Source organism: Yinghuangia soli, assembly GCF_021502675.1.
In the GTDB taxonomy this organism is placed as follows: Bacteria; Actinomycetota; Actinomycetes; order Streptomycetales; family Streptomycetaceae; genus Yinghuangia; species Yinghuangia soli.
This window is the reverse complement of sequence record NZ_JAKFHA010000010.1, coordinates 22,993-39,705: the sequence shown is the minus strand read 5'-3', so window position 1 is coordinate 39,705 and position 16,713 is coordinate 22,993. Positions and strand designations below refer to the sequence as shown.

The 16,713-nt window shown below is 66.5% G+C and carries 10 protein-coding genes; 6 read left to right on the top strand and 4 right to left on the bottom strand.

Annotated elements, in window-relative coordinates; translation table 11 throughout:
• Positions 1-147: 147 nt before the first annotated feature.
• On the top strand, positions 148-1,461 hold the full coding sequence (locus LZ495_RS18515; RefSeq protein WP_235053392.1) for a DNA cytosine methyltransferase: 1,314 nt from the start codon (positions 148-150) through the stop codon (positions 1,459-1,461).
• Here LZ495_RS18515 and LZ495_RS18510 read toward each other — a convergent pair.
• The 3 genes from LZ495_RS18510 to LZ495_RS18500 are packed head-to-tail and all read right to left on the bottom strand — an operon-like array spanning position 1,430 to position 6,041.
• Positions 1,430-2,320 (bottom strand): DUF6339 family protein, encoded by an 891-nt coding sequence (locus LZ495_RS18510; protein WP_235053391.1) that lies wholly within the window; start codon positions 2,318-2,320, stop codon positions 1,430-1,432. The genes LZ495_RS18515 and LZ495_RS18510 overlap by 32 nt on opposite strands.
• Positions 2,317-3,309, bottom strand: a complete 993-nt coding sequence (locus tag LZ495_RS18505) for a hypothetical protein (RefSeq protein WP_235053390.1) — start codon at positions 3,307-3,309, stop codon at positions 2,317-2,319. The genes LZ495_RS18510 and LZ495_RS18505 overlap by 4 nt, the downstream gene beginning before the upstream one ends.
• The gene (locus tag LZ495_RS18500; RefSeq protein WP_372498601.1) at positions 3,306-6,041 is read right to left on the bottom strand and encodes a sigma-70 family RNA polymerase sigma factor; all 2,736 of its coding nucleotides are present in this window, start codon (positions 6,039-6,041) and stop codon (positions 3,306-3,308) included. Before LZ495_RS18500 ends, LZ495_RS18505 begins: the two co-directional genes overlap by 4 nt.
• 707 nt (positions 6,042-6,748) lie before the next feature.
• Here LZ495_RS18500 and LZ495_RS18490 point away from each other — a divergent pair.
• Genes LZ495_RS18490 through LZ495_RS18475 form a run of 4 tightly spaced genes read left to right on the top strand, consistent with a single transcriptional unit; the run spans position 6,749 to position 14,517 of the window.
• Entirely contained in the window at positions 6,749-8,347 is a 1,599-nt protein-coding gene (locus tag LZ495_RS18490; RefSeq protein ID WP_235053388.1) for a nuclease-related domain-containing DEAD/DEAH box helicase, read from the top strand.
• A 14-nt stretch (positions 8,348-8,361) separates the two neighbouring features.
• Positions 8,362-11,517 carry a helicase-related protein gene (locus LZ495_RS18485; RefSeq protein ID WP_235053386.1) on the top strand — a complete coding sequence of 1,052 codons (3,156 nt, stop codon included), beginning with the start codon at positions 8,362-8,364 and terminating at the stop codon, positions 11,515-11,517.
• A gap of 4 nt (positions 11,518-11,521) precedes the next feature.
• Entirely contained in the window at positions 11,522-13,414 is a 1,893-nt protein-coding gene (gene drmB, locus LZ495_RS18480; RefSeq protein WP_235053384.1) for an MrfA Zn-binding domain-containing protein, read from the top strand.
• A complete protein-coding gene (locus LZ495_RS18475; protein ID WP_268823002.1) occupies positions 13,411-14,517 on the top strand; it encodes an AAA family ATPase in 1,107 nt (368 codons plus the stop codon). The genes drmB and LZ495_RS18475 overlap by 4 nt, the downstream gene beginning before the upstream one ends.
• A gap of 90 nt (positions 14,518-14,607) precedes the next feature.
• On the opposite strand, the gene LZ495_RS18470 is transcribed toward LZ495_RS18475, so the two are convergent.
• Positions 14,608-15,990, bottom strand: a complete 1,383-nt coding sequence (locus LZ495_RS18470; RefSeq protein ID WP_235053381.1) for a BTAD domain-containing putative transcriptional regulator — start codon at positions 15,988-15,990, stop codon at positions 14,608-14,610.
• Positions 15,991-16,143: 153 nt separating this feature from the next.
• Between LZ495_RS18470 and LZ495_RS18465 the strand changes: the two genes are divergently transcribed.
• Positions 16,144-16,671: a hypothetical protein gene (locus LZ495_RS18465; protein WP_235053379.1), complete on the top strand. Its 528-nt coding sequence runs from the start codon at positions 16,144-16,146 to the stop codon at positions 16,669-16,671.
• The last annotated feature ends 42 nt before the right edge of the window (positions 16,672-16,713 follow it).

Below are 16,713 nucleotides of genomic sequence, written 5' to 3'. Positions count from 1 at the left end.
TCCGGCGGGGCTCTTCGCATGGTGCGCTCGGTGACATGCTCCCCGCCGACGTCCGATCCGGCTCGAACGGCCGCGGACTTCATCAGTACCGGTGACTCGCACCGCCGCATCGGCCGACGTCGTCCCTGGCGTCTAGACTCCAGCCCCATGAACAGCCCGGGGAAACAGGTCCATGATCTCGACGGGATCCGCATTCTGGATCTGTTCGCCGGTCCCGGCGGGCTCGATGTCGCCGCACACTTCCTGGGTTACAAAAGTATCGGCGTCGAGTGGGACCTGAACGCCTGCGAGACGCGCTACGCGGCAGGTCTTCCGACCTTCCACGCCGATGTCCGGGTGATGCGCAAGACGCGCTTCGACGAGGTCCCCGAATCGGTCGACGTTCTCACTGGCGGGCCGCCTTGCCAGTCCTTCTCGGTTGCGGGAAGAGGTGCCGGGCGACGCGCCCTGAAGACTGTGGAGGACTTCCTCCATCGACTCGTGGCCGGGGAGGACGAGGCCACGATCGACAAAGAGCTCGCCGATCTCGACCCACGCACCGCCTTGGTTCTGGAGCCCTTGCGATGGCTCCTCAAAGCCATCGAGACCAAGGACCGCAGCCCGTACCGCGTGATAATCCTGGAGCAGGTGCCCACGGTCGGGCCGCTGTGGGAGGTCTACCGGACCCTGCTGCGCAGCGGTGAGGGCCGTCTTCAGGGAATCAAGTACGAGGCCGAGTGCTGGGAACTGAAGACCGAGCAGTTCGGGGTCCCGCAGACACGTACCCGAGCCGTGCTCATCGCTCGGCTGCCTGAGCTCGGGGCCGTCACGGCTCTCGAGGCGACCCATCGGGCCTTCGAGCTGCATCGTGGCAGGCGCGGCGAAGCCCCGGCCGGCCTCTTCTCGTCCGGCGCCGAACTTCCCACCGGCAAACGTCCTTGGGTCTCGATGGCGGACGCCCTCGACGCGGCGAGCAAGCTTCCGAACTCTCCTGTGAATGTGTCCCGCCTCCGAACGGGTGGCGAGACGAAGTTCTTCGTGGTCTCGAACTACGGCTCCGGAGGCGATCCGAAGAAGCGGGGCAAGCGCCTGTCCACCGAACCGGCGTTCACGGTGACCGGCAAGATCTCCCGCAACCGCATCCACAAGGTCGGCGCGGACCACGAAGCCGAGCGCGGCGACCGGTTCACCATCCCCGAGGCGGGGGTCCTCCAGACCTTCCCGCACAACTTCCCCTGGTCGGGCAAGGACCAGAGCCAGCAGGTCGGCAATGCCGTGCCGCCACGGCTGGGCATGCACATTCTCGGGATGGCCTTGCGCGACAGCGCCCCCTCGGACGGCGAACTCACGGCCGCGCAATCCTGGCCCCCGGTCCCGCAGCCGACCACCGACGCGTTGCGGCGGATCGGATGCGGCGACCGAAGCACCTGCCCCCCCGACTCGCACAAGGTCAGTCGCCGGCGTTCGAAACCCTCCCCCTGACCTCGGTGTCGGCGAACAGCTCGGCGAAGTGACCGGCGAGCCATTCGACGGATTTCTCCGGAGCCGGCTGCTCCTCGGGACCCTCCGGAAGAACTTCCCGAGGCGACGGAAGAGCCGATTCGGCAGTGGCGATCCAGTCCCGCATCGGTTCCCCGTCACGTTCCACATCCGGAGCGACGACGTCGTACATCAGGGTCGCCGCCGCGGCATTGACGGCGGAGGTCAAGGCGTTCACGTCGCGGCCGGTCCGCACGATCCCCCGCTCCAGCAACCTGACCAGCGCCAGCGCGGTAGGGCGATGGTCGATCACGTCCAACCGAAGCGCGGAGTTGAGCATGTCCTGGTTGCTGCAGGCCACGGTCACAGGTCGATAGTCGGAACCCTCGCGGAACAGCTCGGCCGCCCACCAGAGCCGCGCGAACGCCTGCTTGTAGTGCGCGCCGAAGAACCGATCACGCGCCACGCGACCATGTGACGTGTCCCCTTTCGCCTCGGACTGATGGCGCCACACGACGTAGTCCGGCGCCACGCCCAAGGCCAAGTACGTCCAGAACGACTTCTCGGCTGCCTCCCGGCGGGTCAGGCGAAGGGTCTCGTGCAGGCGTGGCGCGAGCCACGCGTCGGCCACAGTGGGCCGGGGCGCGCCCCGAAACCTGACGAGCGCATGGTCGATCAGGTCACGCACCCGATGAAGGCGCGATCGAGCGTCGTCGCCAGGCAGCGGTTCGGCCACCTTGTTGAGGGCGATGGAAGGAACGTCATCGCGTCCCTCGAGCAGCCCCACGGTGACAAACTCGGCGGCCTGCAGGTCGGAGAGCAGCGCAAGCCGTTCCGGAAGGTACTCGGGGCGCGAGGTCACGCGTCGGTCTCCTGTGCGATTCGTTCGAGATCACGGACGGTCGAGGCCAAAGTTCGAGGAACGTCGGCACGGCGCGCCGCCGCATATTGGATGCGTGGCTGCAGATTCGCCCAACTCCCCTCTCCGGTACGTCGGGTGTGCACCTCACGCAGAGCATCCTCGTCCGACCGGCCGGGGACGATGTCCGGGAGCATCTCGCGCAGCACCGCCCCCCGCCAATCGGCCGGAAACAGGGGAGTGCCGTCGTCCTCGACTTCCAGGTCGCCGATCGCCGTATGAAAAACCGCAGTCCATACATCTGCGCACATCTGTGCCAACAACATCTCGCCCACGGCTCGTTCGACCTGCGATCCGCTGGACTCCACGAGTGCCACGAGCCCCTCGAAATCCGAGTTGAGTCGAACGGCCGGCATACGACCCGACGTGTCCACGACCCATGGCGCGTCCCGAAAACTCCGAAGCCACTCCGTGCCACGGACGAAACTGACTGTGCTGACGTCGAGTTGTCGTTCCCTCAAGGGGGCGGCAGCGGCCATGTCGATCAGCCAGTCCTGGTCGGTGGAGGCGATCACACGCCCGGCCTGCCCGTCGACCATGGCCACCACGTGCACGGCCAACGACGCTCGGTCCAGGTGGTCGGCACGATCGAGTTCGATCTCGCCGCTCCAGTCCCTGCCACTGTCGTCGGTAGATGTCAGACGGGCGGCGGTGCGCGTGTTCGTGGTGCCTTCCGTGACCACGGCGACGACGGAGACATCCGTCCAGTGGCCCTTGGTCTCGATCTCCCGGGTCGGCACGGTCGCGGCCAAGCCGATTCTCACGGTCTGCCAGTCGTCGCGCTCGGCGGTACCCAAGGCCACAACTTGCTCGACGACCGACCAGCTTCTGCTTTCCAGCTGCTCGCGTACGTCACCGGCGCCCCGCAGACGCACGGCAGTGACGCGTGCCGTAACCGACCCGGTCAGCCGGGGATACGGATAGATCTTCACGCCGCACCGCCCTTGCTGTGCTGAAGTTCGACGACCAGCCCGGACAGGGACGCCCGTACCGGATGGGACGACACATCGGTGATGCCCTGGAACACCGCGCGTCCGGTTCCGGGTGCAAAGAGCAGTGCGCCGTTCTCCAAGCGACAATTGCTGACCGCGACCAGGTCCGCCCATTCGAGGACCGGTCGCGGGCCCGACCGAACGTCGACTTTGACGATGGGGCTCATACGCCAGGTGTCCTCCCCGCCTGAGACCTTGACCTCACCGGTGACGTGCCATGCGCCGGACGCGTCGATCACGGCCGTCAGGTCGACCAGCTTCGGTGGTGCGATCAGCCCCTTTGCCTTGGCCACGGGTTTACCTGAGATTTTGAGTCGCTTGCCGACGTTGCCGGTGCCGGTCGTCTTCTTCTCCTGAGGCATCGCCACGAGTCCGTGGACCGCTCGATTCGTCTCCGTCGTCAGGGCGGCGATCCGCCGGTGAGCAGAGGGCGAGTAGCGCATCCTCAACTCATCGGTCTGCCCCCATTTGTTGTGCTCGGGTGGCTCGGACGACCGCAGGAACTCCTCCGCTTCCGCCGCGAAGGGAGCGTCGTCCCCAGCGGCCCGGCCCACGAGCAGAACGGCCTGGAACGGGTTGGTTCCCACCGGCAGTCCCGGAACCCAGCTCGTCTTCACCGTCATGCGATTACCGCGCATCGCCGTCACCTGATTGATCCGACCATCGGCGTCGGTCGCCTCGGTGACAAGGAGCACAGCCCGGTGCTCGCCGGCGGTCCCCGGAATGCGGTCACGCTCGGGAACCTTCAACGAAACTCTTGCGAGGGCTACTTGCCCCGATTCGGTGATGCGATCCACTGTCGCCCCGCTCAGGAACGCTTTCAGTGCACGCGACCGGGCCGGCTGGTGGACATGTGGCTCGACTCGCTCCTCGGACAGGTGCACCACACCGTTTCGCAGCGTCCGCACCGACGCCTCCAGCAGCGGACGACCATCGGCCCCGGCTGTCATCGCGGCCCAGAAGTTGCGACCGAGCGCACGAACCAACCTCTGGTGCATGCGCTCCAGACTGTCGTCGTCGTCCCCGACACCAGCCTCCGAGTCCTGACCGGCCTCGGCCAGACTTGCCACGTCGTGTGCGCCGACGATCAGGAAGGATGTACCGGCTTCCTCCCCATCGCGGGTGAGATGAAGACTCTCCACCGTCTCTGCATCCCCCCACCAGGAACGCACGACTTCCGGGTTGTCGGCATCGGCGTCGGGGCGCCCGAACCATGCGGGACCGGCAAACCTCCGACCGGCCACCTCGCGCCACGGGAGATCGAGCCTCCCGATCAACCTGCTTCGGTTATTGCCCTCATGAGGTTCGGACAGAGTCGAATTGACGAGGACAAGGCCCAGTTGGCTGGTCGCCCAGAGCGTGGCCTTCCCCAGCCCGTAGGAACCACCCGCGGAGGCATCCGACTTGCGGCTCTCGAGCTGGCGACGCACCACGGCTGAGAACCGACCGTCATCGTAGTCGTCACCCGTCAGCCCGTTGGCGTTGTAGTCGTCGACACGAAGGAGGACCAACCTGTCTCGCTCCGACATTGCATCAAGGCCGGCGCGAATGACGCGCCCGACCTTCTGGTCCTGGGCGGCGGCCGCCTCGTAATGCGGCAGCAGATCATCCCAACGAATCGCCTCGCGGAATCGGGCAAGCATGTCCCCGGTCAACTCGTGCAGGGTATAGCGGACCGTGACAGGTCGATCGTTGCGCCGATCGCGTTCGTCCAGACTGTTCTGCGTCGCCTCGCGCGCAAGCACCTCGAGATCGGCCTCGAAGGCGAAGGCTGCCGCGTTGCCGAATTCGCGTCCGCCGTCATCGTGAGCGGGTCGGTGATACCAGACAGCAGACGTCCGAGTGTGCTCCTGTTCCGGCAGCCGGACGGGAGCAGCCTCCGTCGTCTGGCCGAAGTCCACAACTCCCCTGTCGGTCAAGTCCCTTGCCTTCCTTCGGTTCGCTCTGCGGAGCGCACGTTCCGCGGCTTGATCATCGACGGGCAGCCCGACTTCGATCCTCAGGTCTTCCAGTGCACGCTTCTCTATCTGCCGCACACGTTCGCGAGTGATGCCGAGGCTCCTGCCGATCTCGTCCAGCGTCCACGGCTCACCGTCGGCGAATCCATGGCGCATGAGGAGAATCTGCCGGGTCCGCTTCGCGAGCTCGCAGCCGTCGAACAGCCTTAGGATCTCGTCACGTTCGAATCGCGAGTGCAGCGCCTGCTCAGGACCCGGTACCGGGCGCGATTCCACCGCGACGAGATCTCCGAGAGTGCTGTTCTCCCCGATCGGAAGCTCCAGGGACAGCACCGCACGGCCACCCAACTGCAGATAGTCCGCCACCTTCTTGGTCGTGAACCCACATGCCGCTGCGAGGTCGTCCAGTGTGGGTTCCACCCCGCGACCGCGGAAGATGCGCTCCTGCTTCCGCACCTTGTCGATTCCGGCCTGGACATGGACCGGCAGCCGAATCGCCGTTCCCTCGTTCACGACGGCTCGAGTGATGTGTTGCCGGATCCACCAGGTGGCATAGGTGGAGAATCGGCATCCCAGTGAGACGTCGAACTTCTCCACGGCGCGGACAAGGGCCATCATCCCGTGCTGCGCGAGGTCCTCGTAGTCCAAGGCCCCGTACCGAAGTCCAAGGCCTTGAAGCTGGTTGTGCACGAGTCCCTTGTTGTGGACGACCATGGCGGTCAGCGCACGTTGTTCCTCGCCATCTGGAGCAAGCGTCGCCGAATACCTTTCCGGCAGCGGATCGGTCGTGCCGTGCGCTGCCCGGAACAACAGGCAGAGCCCGACCTCTTCTTCGTCGGTCAGCAGATGCCGGTGCGGGTCACGCCGCCATCTGTCCCGCTCCAGTAGTTCCCGGGCGGCACGACGCGCGACAGCCAGGTCGAGGACGCGCACCGTTCCCCTGAACGAGGCAAGTTCGGGGGGAGCGTCGTCGACTTCGGCGAATTCGTCGTCGACCTCACCGACTTCGTCGAAATCCTCCCCTCGTTCCGAAGGGTGGTCCGGTGCGAACGGTGGCCTTGGAGGACCGAAGCCCTCCGACTCCGTCGCGCTGACCGATTCGTACAACGATCGCATCCCGCGAGCATCGAGCCGTGCGGCACGCACGACCTGTTCCAGGGCCCGACGATGGTCGGTCCCTTCGGCGATGAACCGGCGCACGAGTGCCACCAGACGGTCCCAGCTGGCCTGGTCCACTCGACCGAGGATCGTGCCGCCCCCATCCACGCCCATCACGCCCCCGCACACGGACTCTGTGCCACCGTTTGGTTGTAGTCCACCACTCGTGTGGTGCCGCCGCCACCGCCTTCACCCCGGAAGGAGCAGCAACTACGCCAAAGTACTGAGTATTTTGTGTACCCGACGGACGACGGGGAGAGTAGATGCGGATCATCCCGAGCGAGATCTCGAGCAGCACCAAAAGTTCCGCCGAACGCAGCGTCTTCGCCGCGCTCAAGCTGCTCCAGGACGACCACAGTGTCGCGCTGCACACAGTCCATCTCCCTCGGCATCACAAGAAGCGGGTCGGCGAGATCGACTTCATCGTGATCACGGCCGAGCTCCTGCTCTTCATCGAGGTGAAGGGAGGACGGGTCGTCCACCAGGACGGGAAGTGGTATTACGGCTCCCAGGGAACCGCCGGGGAGCCCAAGGAAAGCCCGTTTGCCCAGGCAAGCGGCGGGATGCACGAGTTCGAGCGAGAGATCGGCGTCCTGGTCGGCGACCTGCGCGATCACGGCGTGGCCAGCGGATACCTGGTCATCACGACGGACGTCGACCTCCGCAGGACGACCGAGTTCGAGCCTCAGCAGTACCTGGGTCGGACCATGTACGACGGTGGGCGCGGGCTTGCCCAGGGCATCGAACAGGCGACCCGCTTCTGGCTGCCGAGAAATCGATGGGCCCGGACGCCCATTCCGTCCGCGCTGCGTCGAAAGATCGTGGATGGCGTCCGACCGGACTTCGACCTGGTACCCAATCTGCGGTCCCGGCTGCTGCATCTGGAGGTCGCCTTCGAGCGTCTCACCGAAGAACAGCTGGACAGGCTGGACGAGTTGGAGTCGCACCCTCGGCTCGTGTGGGTCGGCGGAGCAGGCACGGGGAAGACCTTCCTCGCCGCAGAGGCCGCCCGACGTAAAGCCGCGGTCAGCAGCGTTTTGTTCACCTGCGCGAGCACCACGCTGGCAACCCATCTGCACGGGATCCTCGGCGACGAAGGAGTCACGGTCCTGCCCTATGACCGGCTGGACGAAGTACGCGGACGGACGTTCGACCAACTGATCGTGGACGAGGCCCAGGATCTGCTGACCTTCGAGCATCTGGGCGTTCTGGACAACCTCGTCGACGGCGGGCTCAACGAGGGCCACTGGATCTTCATGCTCGATCCGAACAACCAGGTGCTGGCTCCGAACACCTACGATCCGGAAGCCTCGCAGTACCTTCGCGAGCTTGGCCTGTCATACGGCCCCTTGAAGCGCAACTGTCGCAACACCAAGCAGATCGTCGATCAGGTACGCCGGCACACCGGCGCGGACCTGGGAGTCGCCTCCGCGGGTGAGGGGGATCAAGCCGTCTTCGTCGACGTGTCCGACCCTCGTGCGGAGGCCGCCGCTCTCGACGATTACGTAGACCGGCTTCTGGGAGAGGACGTACCGCTCCAGGACATCACGTTGTTGTCCGTCACCGGAGATTGGGACACGAGTTCGGCCCGGCTGTCCGAACGTGCCTCCAAAATCGACCGGTTCACCGACGTGGTGGGAGTCCATCGTACGAAGCAGCGGCTCACCTGGTCGTCGGTCGCCGATTTCAAGGGGCACGAGAACAACGTCGTCTGCCTGATCGACCTCGAACCCGAACATCTCGAGGGTCGCCTCGATGCGCTGTATGTCGCCTGGACCCGAGCCCGTGCACAGCTCTGGGTCGCCTGCCGGCCCGGCACACGTCGCAAGCTGACCGAGCTCGTGCGGCGCGGATTGATGTAGGAAGGTCGACCCGAATGAACGGCTTCGAGGAACGGCTGTCCGGCCACCGCGACGACTTCGTGGCGTACCTACGCCGGCAGCTGGTCGGCCCGGCTCGCGGTGAGGACGAGATCCTGGTCGATCCACCCGACCGGCGTTACCTCATGGGAACGCTGTACCCCCGTGGCGCCTCCTTGTTCGAACATGCCCAGGAGAACGGCGACCAGGACTTCGGCGAGGCAGCGGCAGGGAGCGGCGAGGAGGACAGCTTCGCGGACGATCCGGTGGCCGAGGCCAACGCCTGGCTTCCGTCTTCGCTCGGCTTCTCCTTCTTCACCGACGCGGACCACATCGAGGTCACATGCGGTGCAGCGCGCTACGTGACGTCCCGGGATCACGGGCGACGAAGTTGGCAACGGCGACCGCGACTGTCGACCACCACCGTCGTCACGAACGGGACAACCCCCGTGCCCGTCCTCGACGACCACGGCCGGCTCCATGTGCGATGGCGACCGTTCGGTTTCGGTCACCTAGTGACGTGCGTCCTGGCCAACGCGCACGACGAGGAGGAAAGCACCCATACGGACCGCGACCTGATGCTCTTCCAGGCCGAACTGCAGGCGACGACGCTCGACGGAACCATCCTCGAATACCCGAGTACGCGCCTCAGCAGCCGCGACGAGGAGGAACAGGAACTTCGAGTCCAGTACCGGCATATCGTGACTCGCGCCGTAGGCCACGGCTGCGCAGTCGAATGGAGCGACGGTTCCGGTCCGGTCACGACCGTCCGTGCCCAGGTCATGCCCAGTCAGGTCGTCGACCACATCAAGCCCGACGGGCCTGGTGGCCTGCCGGTGCTCAACCTCGCCTACCTGTCCAGGCCGGAGAGCGACGTGGAGGATCTCAGAGCCGGGCTGCAGTCCTTCGTCCTGGGGTACGGGAAATGGTTCGAGACTCAGCGATCGGAGGCCGAGTCGCTGCCGCCTTGGGCGACGGCACCCGCCGAACGCATCCTGGACCGCATCGGAACTGCGCTCGAGCGCATGACGTCAGGCGTGGCAGCCCTCACGGCGGCGACCCCGGGCGGGGCCAAGGCTCGGGAAGCGTTCCGACTGGCGAACCGCGCGATGGCCCTCCAGATGCTGCACAGTCGCCCTGAGCTGGCCGGCAATCGGCGGCGCCGGGACAGTGCCGTACCCGAGGTGTCCGAACCCGGTGCCGATTATGCATGGCACCCCTTCCAACTCGCCTATTTCCTGCTCGTGGTCGAAGGCCTGATGAACCCCGAGCACAACGATCGCAAGACGGTCGACCTCATCTGGTTCCCCACGGGCGGAGGCAAGACCGAGGCGTACCTTCTCACCGCCTGCTTCGAGATCGTGTGGCGTCGCCTGCGGTTCGGCGCAGCCGGAGGTGGCACCGCGGTGCTGAGCCGCTACACGCTCAGCTTGCTGACCACGCAGCAGTTCCAACGGACTGCCACGGCGATCTGCGCCCTGGAATACATCAGACGAGGTCACGACGGGACGCCGACGCAACCCCTGGGAGACGAGCCCTTTTCGATCGGCCTGTGGGTCGGCAAGGAGACCACTCCGAACAAGATTTCCGCTGCACAGGACGAGCTCGGTGCCCTGAAGCAGATGAGCGAGCCCGACGATCGGTTCCTGCTCGAGCGCTGCCCTTGGTGTGGCACCGAGATCGTCCCTCAGCGGTACGGCAAGGAACGGGATTTCGGTATCCGGGCCGACGGCGTCAGCACGTCGTTCTTCTGTCCACGCGACACCTGCGTGTTCCACGATCGACTGCCGGTGTCCGTCGTGGACGAACAGATCTACAAGGAACCACCGACCTTCGTCCTCGGCACCGTGGACAAGTTCGCACGGCTGGCCTGGGAACCGGAGGCGGGGAAACTGTTCGGCAGAGCCGGCCGCAATGCGCCGTCTCTGGTGATCCAGGACGAGTTGCACCTGCTGGCCGGACCGCTTGGCACGACAGTCGGACTCTACGAGTCCGCCATCCTGGAGCTGTGCGCGTGGGGAGGCATGACACCGAAAGTCATCGCGTCGACGGCGACGATCCGCCGTTCGCAGGATCAGGTGCGCGCCCTGTACGGTCGATCCGCACAGCTCTTCCCCCCGCCCGGCATCAAGGCCGGACATTCGTACTACGCCTCTCCCGACAAGGACAGGCCCGGACGTCTCTACGTCGGTGTCATGGCTCAAGGCCACACCGCATCCACGTCCACCGTCCACGTTGGTGCGGCGGCCTTGCAGGCTCCCCAGGAGATCTGCACGGACGACACTCTGCGCGACGCCTACTGGACCACGGTCGCCTATCACAACAGCCTGCGCGAATTGGGCCGGACGGTCACCATCGCGAGGGACGACATCCCCGCACGACTTGCACACCTGACCCCCGACGAAACACGACGCCGCTCTCTGAACGACGACGCGGTCGTCGAACTCACCAGCAATATCCCCAGGTCTGCCCAACCTCGGCTGTTGGACCGTCTGGGCAGGGCGTTCAAGGAAAGCGGGAGCGTCTCCTTCCTCGCCACGACGAACATGCTTTCCGTGGGTGTCGACGTTCCCCGGCTGGGTCTCATGCTGATGAACGGTCAGCCGAAGACGACCTCGGAGTACATCCAGGCGACCAGTCGCGTCGGCCGTCGCCACGTGCCGGGGCTGATCGTGACGATGTTCCGCTCGACAAAGCCGCGCGATCGGTCCCATTACGAATCCTTCGGCATCTATCACTCGTCGCTCTACCGCCATGTCGAACCCACCAGCGTCACGCCATGGTCTTTGCCTTCTCGCGATCGCGCCCTGCACGCGGTGCTGACCATCCTGGTGCGGCACGGCGTCGGTCTCTCCGCCGAGGACAAGGCCGGGGACATCATCGACCATGCGGATGCCGTCATGCGTGTACGTGACCTCGTCCTGGCACACGTGCAACGAGCGGACCCGGAGGAGGCCGGAGCGGCGACCGTCCAACTGGATGCCCTGATCGCGGCCTGGCGCCAGGAAGCAGAGATCGCACGAGGCGAAGGCAGTCGCCTCTACTACCAACCCCAAGGGCGCCTGCACACCTCACTTCTCACCGACTTCGGCAAACAAGGCGGCCTGTGGGAGACGGCGCAGTCGATGCGCAACGTCGACCGTGAGTGCCTCCTCATCGTGCGAGGAGCATGATTCCGTGAAGGACATTCGGCGCAAGGTCCGCAGAACGCAGACCATCGTCCCATTCGGTGTCGGCGGAATCATCGACATCCGCGGTGAATCGTTCGTCGCCGCGGACATCCGGAGCTGGGCCGCAAACGGCGAGCGCGTGGAATCCGTGCGGCTCGCCGACAAGCTCGGCGTCCAGGAATTCCGCTCGGCACCGGTCGTCCCGTCCGGTAAGGCCGCCTACGCCTCGCGGATCGGCCCCTCCTATGTGCGGTTCCCAAAATGGCTGTTCTGTCCGCAATGTCGCGTCATGAAGCTGTGGAGCCCGGAGAACGAGCAGAAGGACAAGCAGCCGACGTGTGATCGCTGCCCCGGGAAAGCGCAGTTGGCTCCGATGCGTTTCATTCAGGTGTGTCGGGCCGGCCACATGGCCGACATCGACTGGCGTCGATGGGCACACTCCAAGCCCCAGGATCACGAACAACGCCAATGCCAGGTCCGCCGGCTGCGCTTTCTTGCCGGCCCGACATCCTCCGGTCTCGAAGCTCTGGAGATCTCCTGCCAAGTCTGTCGAGCGAGCCGCAGCCTGGTGGGCATCAGCCAAAAGAACATCCTCAAGCAGGTCGGCCTGGCGTGCCAGGGCACGCATCCGTGGCATGCGGCGACCGACAGTGCGGACGTCTGCGAGGAGACCCCGCAAGCCGTTCAACGTGGTGCGTCCAACGTGTACTTCCCGGTCACCCACTCGGCGATCGACATCCCTGCTCCCTCAGGCCTCCCGGAGGATGACGAAATAGTCCAAACGGTGGTGAACAACCGCTATTGGCCGGAATTCAAGACGGCAGGCGACTCGCCGGTCTCCGATGCCTTCCGGCAGATCATCGCCGTCGAGTGCCGGGTATCCGAGGATTACCTGGAGGATTTGCGGCAGCAACTCGCCGGCGGTGGGTCCTCCGCCGCCGGGACCGGTCCGTCCGACGAACATCTCAGCATTGCCGAATGGGCGGCGTTCTCCGCCCCGGAGTCCGTGGTCGACACGAAAACGTTCGCGGTACGCCGGATCCACCTCGACCTCGATTCCGACCCGGCTCTCTCGATGCGGGAGCTCGACGCCGCCGTGTCCGCCGTCGTCGTCGCGGACCGTATTCGCGAAGTACGCGCGCTCGAAGGCTTCTCACGCTACGAACCCGGCTCCGGCGACCCCGAGGACGGCGAAGGCGGTCGCATGGTCTCGGTCGACACCAAACGCCGGGCCCAGTGGCTGCCTGCCGTGGAAAACTACGGCGAGGGGATCTTCATCGCCGTCGACGAGGAAAGCCTGAGCGCCTGGGAACAGCTCCCGCCGGTACGCGACTGGACCCGACGCATGGAGCGCGATCTGGAAGCCTCCTTCAAAGCGGATCGCCTCAGAGACAAGACGGGCCCGGTATTGCTGCCACGCTTTGTCATGCTGCATACCCTTGCCCACCAGCTCATCCGCCAGCTGTCCTTCGACAGCGGGTACAACGCCGCTTCGTTGCGCGAACGCGTATATGCCCGGAGTCACGCTCTGGGCAGCCGTTTCCCCTCCCAGGCCGGCGTGTTCGTCTACACCGCCGCCGGGGACTCGGAAGGAACTCTGGGGGGACTTGTCCGCCAGGGGCAGCCGGCCAATCTCGCGGAAACGCTGATCCGTCTTCTCGAGTCCGCCCATTGGTGTTCGCAGGACCCGCTGTGCGCCGACTCGACAGGAAGGTCTCTGGCCAACCTCAACCGCGCCGCGTGTCACGCCTGCACGCTTCTACCCGAGACTTCCTGTGAGATTGACAACTCCCTCTTGGACCGCACGCTGTTGATCGGCGACGGCGCGGTCCGCGGATTCTTCGACCCCGTCGTCAAAGCAGCGCTCCGAGAATCCGTGGAAGCCGTCGACATCCCATGAGAGTTCCATCCCTGCTTCAGCTCGACGACGAGCAACACGCAGTTGTGGACCTCCCTTTCCGGGGCTGCCACGTGGTTACCGGGGCGCCCGGCTCCGGAAAGACCGTCATGGCCGTATACCGCGCATGGGCTCTGGCTACCATCGGACGCCGCGTGGTCCTGCTGACTCGCTCCAATCTGCTGCAGCAGTACCACGCTCAGATCGCGCCGGACCTTTCGGAAGCCATCACGGTGACGACCTACCATCGGTGGGTCAGAGACTTTTGGCGCCGGCATTTCCCGACCGACCCGCCGTGCACGGACGAGCAAGGGTGGCTCTACGACTGGACCGAAATAGGGCGTCGGTGCATCCTGCACCAGGTCCGCTCGGACACGACACTTGTAGTGGACGAGGGCCAGAATCTGCCCAACGGCTTCTACCGGCTTTGTCGCATCCTCCGTGTGGACGTGACGGTGTTCGCGGACGAGAGGCAGCAGATCGGCGACGAAGAGAGCGCTTTGTCCGAGATCTGCCATCTCCTCGACGCGGACATGAATCGGCCCGCACTGCGATGCAACCGTCGAAGCAGCCGTGAAATCGCTTTATTGGCCGCAGAGTTCCAGGACCCTGGAGATGCAGAGGATCCCCCCGGTCGCAGCGGAGGGGTGCCAACTGTCTTATCGGTCACGTCTTTGCGTGACTTCATGGCCGAGATCGCCCGGTACTTCACCGCTTACCCGGATCGAACGATCGGGATCATCTGCAGGTCGACCTTTGCCTTGCGCGACGTCCAGAGCCGGATGACCGGCCTCGGCCTGTCCGAGCTCACCCAGGCCTACGTCCACAACGACCAGTACCACAACACCTTCGACTTCTCGACCCGTCCGATCAGGATCGTCACGACAGCCGGCATGAAGGGCCTCGAGTTCGACAGCGTGTTCGTCCCCGACCTCGACGCATACAGCGAAGATCCCACCGGTGTCGTCGCGCGTCTTCGTTTCTCGGTGCTGTGCACTCGCGCCCGCGAGGATCTCTACTTCGCCTACCGCGGACCCCAGGAGCCGGCCATCATCGCCGGAATCCCGACGTCGTTGCTGGCCAGGAGTCAGCTCTCCGGAGGATGACCGACTGACATGAGCCCAGTCCGGTACGCGAGGACGACAGGCCGGGCACGGTCGCGGGTGTGCAGTTTGGTCATAGCTCGGAGGTGAGGCTCAGCCTGTGATGGTGTCGGAGTATCGGGGTGAGGGGTCGGGGGCGGCGAAGGCGGCGTAGCGCTTGCCGCAGGCGGCTTGGCTGCACCAGCGGCGGCGGCCGGAGGGGTCGAGGAACAGCCAGCCGCAATCCTCGGCGGGGCAGCGGCAGATCGTGAACCGGCGCGGGTCGGCGAGGAGTTCGGCGGCGCTGCGGGCGACGGCGTGGAGCGGCAGGCGCAGACCGGCGGAGGGTGGGAGGCGCCAAGCGCCGAGGCCGTGCGAGCCGAGGGTGAAGACCGCGTTGCGGGCGGCTTCCTGCGCAGCGGCGGCGACCGTGTTGAAGGCCCGGGTGTCGGCGGGGTCGATGAGGCAGCGGTACACCGCGGTGCGGAACGTGCGTGCTTCGGCCAGGGCTGCCGCCGCGGCGCCGGGGTCTTCGGCGGCCTGCCGGAGGAGCGCGGCGACGGTGTGGTCCTCGGCGAGGTCCGTGTGCCCGGCCCAGACGGCGAGGGTCGGGTAGTGCCGCAGCCAGTCCGCCGCGGGCCGGCCGGGGTGCGACCAGCCGGCGTAGGTGTTGCAGAAGTCGAGTGCCGGGTGGCCGCCGACGCCCCAGGGCAGTTGTTCTCCGCCGACCGTGATCGCGCGGGCGGGCCGCGCGGGTGAGGCGAGGCGGGGGTCGCCGTCGAGGATGCGGGCGTGGAGCCGGGCGAGCCCGGGATCCGGGTCGAGGCCGAGGACGGTGGCGAGGTGGCGGGCGGTGCGGCGGTAGAGGTCGAGGGCCTCGCCGCGGCGCCCGTCCCGGTAGAGCGCAGTCATGAGGGCGGCGACGAGCCGTTCCCGGGCGGGGTGGTCGTCGGCGGGGCCGCCGAGATCGGCGATGACGCGGTCCGGACGGCCGAGCTCGAGGTGGACTTCGGCGCGTTGTTCGAGGGCGGTGAGCCGGAGTTCGGCGAGTCGTCCGCCGAGCCGGCCGCGCAGTGCGTCGTCGGCAGTGTCGGCGAGGACGGGGCCGCGCCACAGCGCCAGGGCCCGGTCGTAGCCGGTCAGGCGCGCGCCGGGGTCGCCGTCGGTGCCGGCCCCGGCGACCAGGTCGAGAAAGGTGCGGGCGTCGATGGTGTGCCCTGCGGGATCGACGGTGTACCCGTCGGACCGGGTCTCGATGTGCGCGCCGTGCGAGCGGAGCGCGGCGCGCAGCCGGCCGATGTACGTGTGCACGGTCCCGCGGGCGGACGGCGGTGCGGCGCCGTTCCACAGCAGGTCGACGAGGCGGGCGGTGGAGACGACGTGTCCGGCGTCGAGGAGCAGGATGCCGAGGATGCAGCGTTCCTGGCGCCGGGCGGGCAGCGTTATGCGGGTGCCCTGGTGGCGGGCCTCGAACGGACCGAGCAGCCGGAAGTCCATGGTGGTCGCACTCTAGGACGAGTCCACAGGCGGAGGAAGCGGCTGCCCCGCCGCGTGGTCAGGATCCGGTGAGCGGCCCGCGCGATCGTGGTGGGGTCGCCGCGCTTCGGGTGGCGGCCACCTCACTGTCCCCGCATCGAATCGAGGCCCTCTGTGCGCCGAATTCTGCTCGCCTCCGCGGTCGCGGCCGCCGTCCTGTGCACCGCACTTCCGGCAAATGCCGCCCCGGCAAAGGAGATTGTTCCCGCGGACGGCTGGGAGCCGGCTCCGCCGGTACCGGACTATTTCTGGGACGCCGGCACCCGCTGCGATTTCCCGGTACGCAGTACGGCCGTCCTGGACGAGGTCGTCCAGAAGGTGATCCGCCGCCACCCGGACGGCAAACCGAGCCTGGTGGCGTACCGGGGTCCGCTCCTGGTGCGGATCACCAACACGGTGGCGGCCAAGTCGCACGTCGTGGACGCGGGCGGCAGCGCCCTGGTCGAGTACCGGCCCGACGGCTCGCAGATGTGGCACATCGTCGGCCCGGTGCTCACCACGTTCCGGGAGAACGGCGGGACGCTGCCCCGCGGCCTTTACCGGTTGGACGGCGTGTACACGCTCGACATCGACGCGACCGGGTACAAGATCCTCGACATGCCGCTCGGGTCCGCCGACCCGCTGTGCCCGCGGATCACCTGAGCGGTCCCCTCGGCCGCCTGCAACCCTGGGTGGACGCGGTCG

What these genes read in the sequence shown, in the direction of transcription:
- LZ495_RS18515 (WP_235053392.1), top strand. Translation starts at nt 148, where the DNA reads ATGAACAGCCCGGGGAAACAGGTCCATGATCTCGACGGGATCCGCATT.
- LZ495_RS18500 (WP_372498601.1), bottom strand. Translation starts at nt 6,041, where the DNA reads ATGGTCGTCCACAACAAGGGACTCGTGCACAACCAGCTTCAAGGCCTT.
- LZ495_RS18490 (WP_235053388.1), top strand. Translation starts at nt 6,749, where the DNA reads ATGCGGATCATCCCGAGCGAGATCTCGAGCAGCACCAAAAGTTCCGCC.
- LZ495_RS18485 (WP_235053386.1), top strand. Translation starts at nt 8,362, where the DNA reads ATGAACGGCTTCGAGGAACGGCTGTCCGGCCACCGCGACGACTTCGTG.
- LZ495_RS18475 (WP_268823002.1), top strand. Translation starts at nt 13,411, where the DNA reads ATGAGAGTTCCATCCCTGCTTCAGCTCGACGACGAGCAACACGCAGTT.
- LZ495_RS18470 (WP_235053381.1), bottom strand. Translation starts at nt 15,990, where the DNA reads ATGGACTTCCGGCTGCTCGGTCCGTTCGAGGCCCGCCACCAGGGCACC.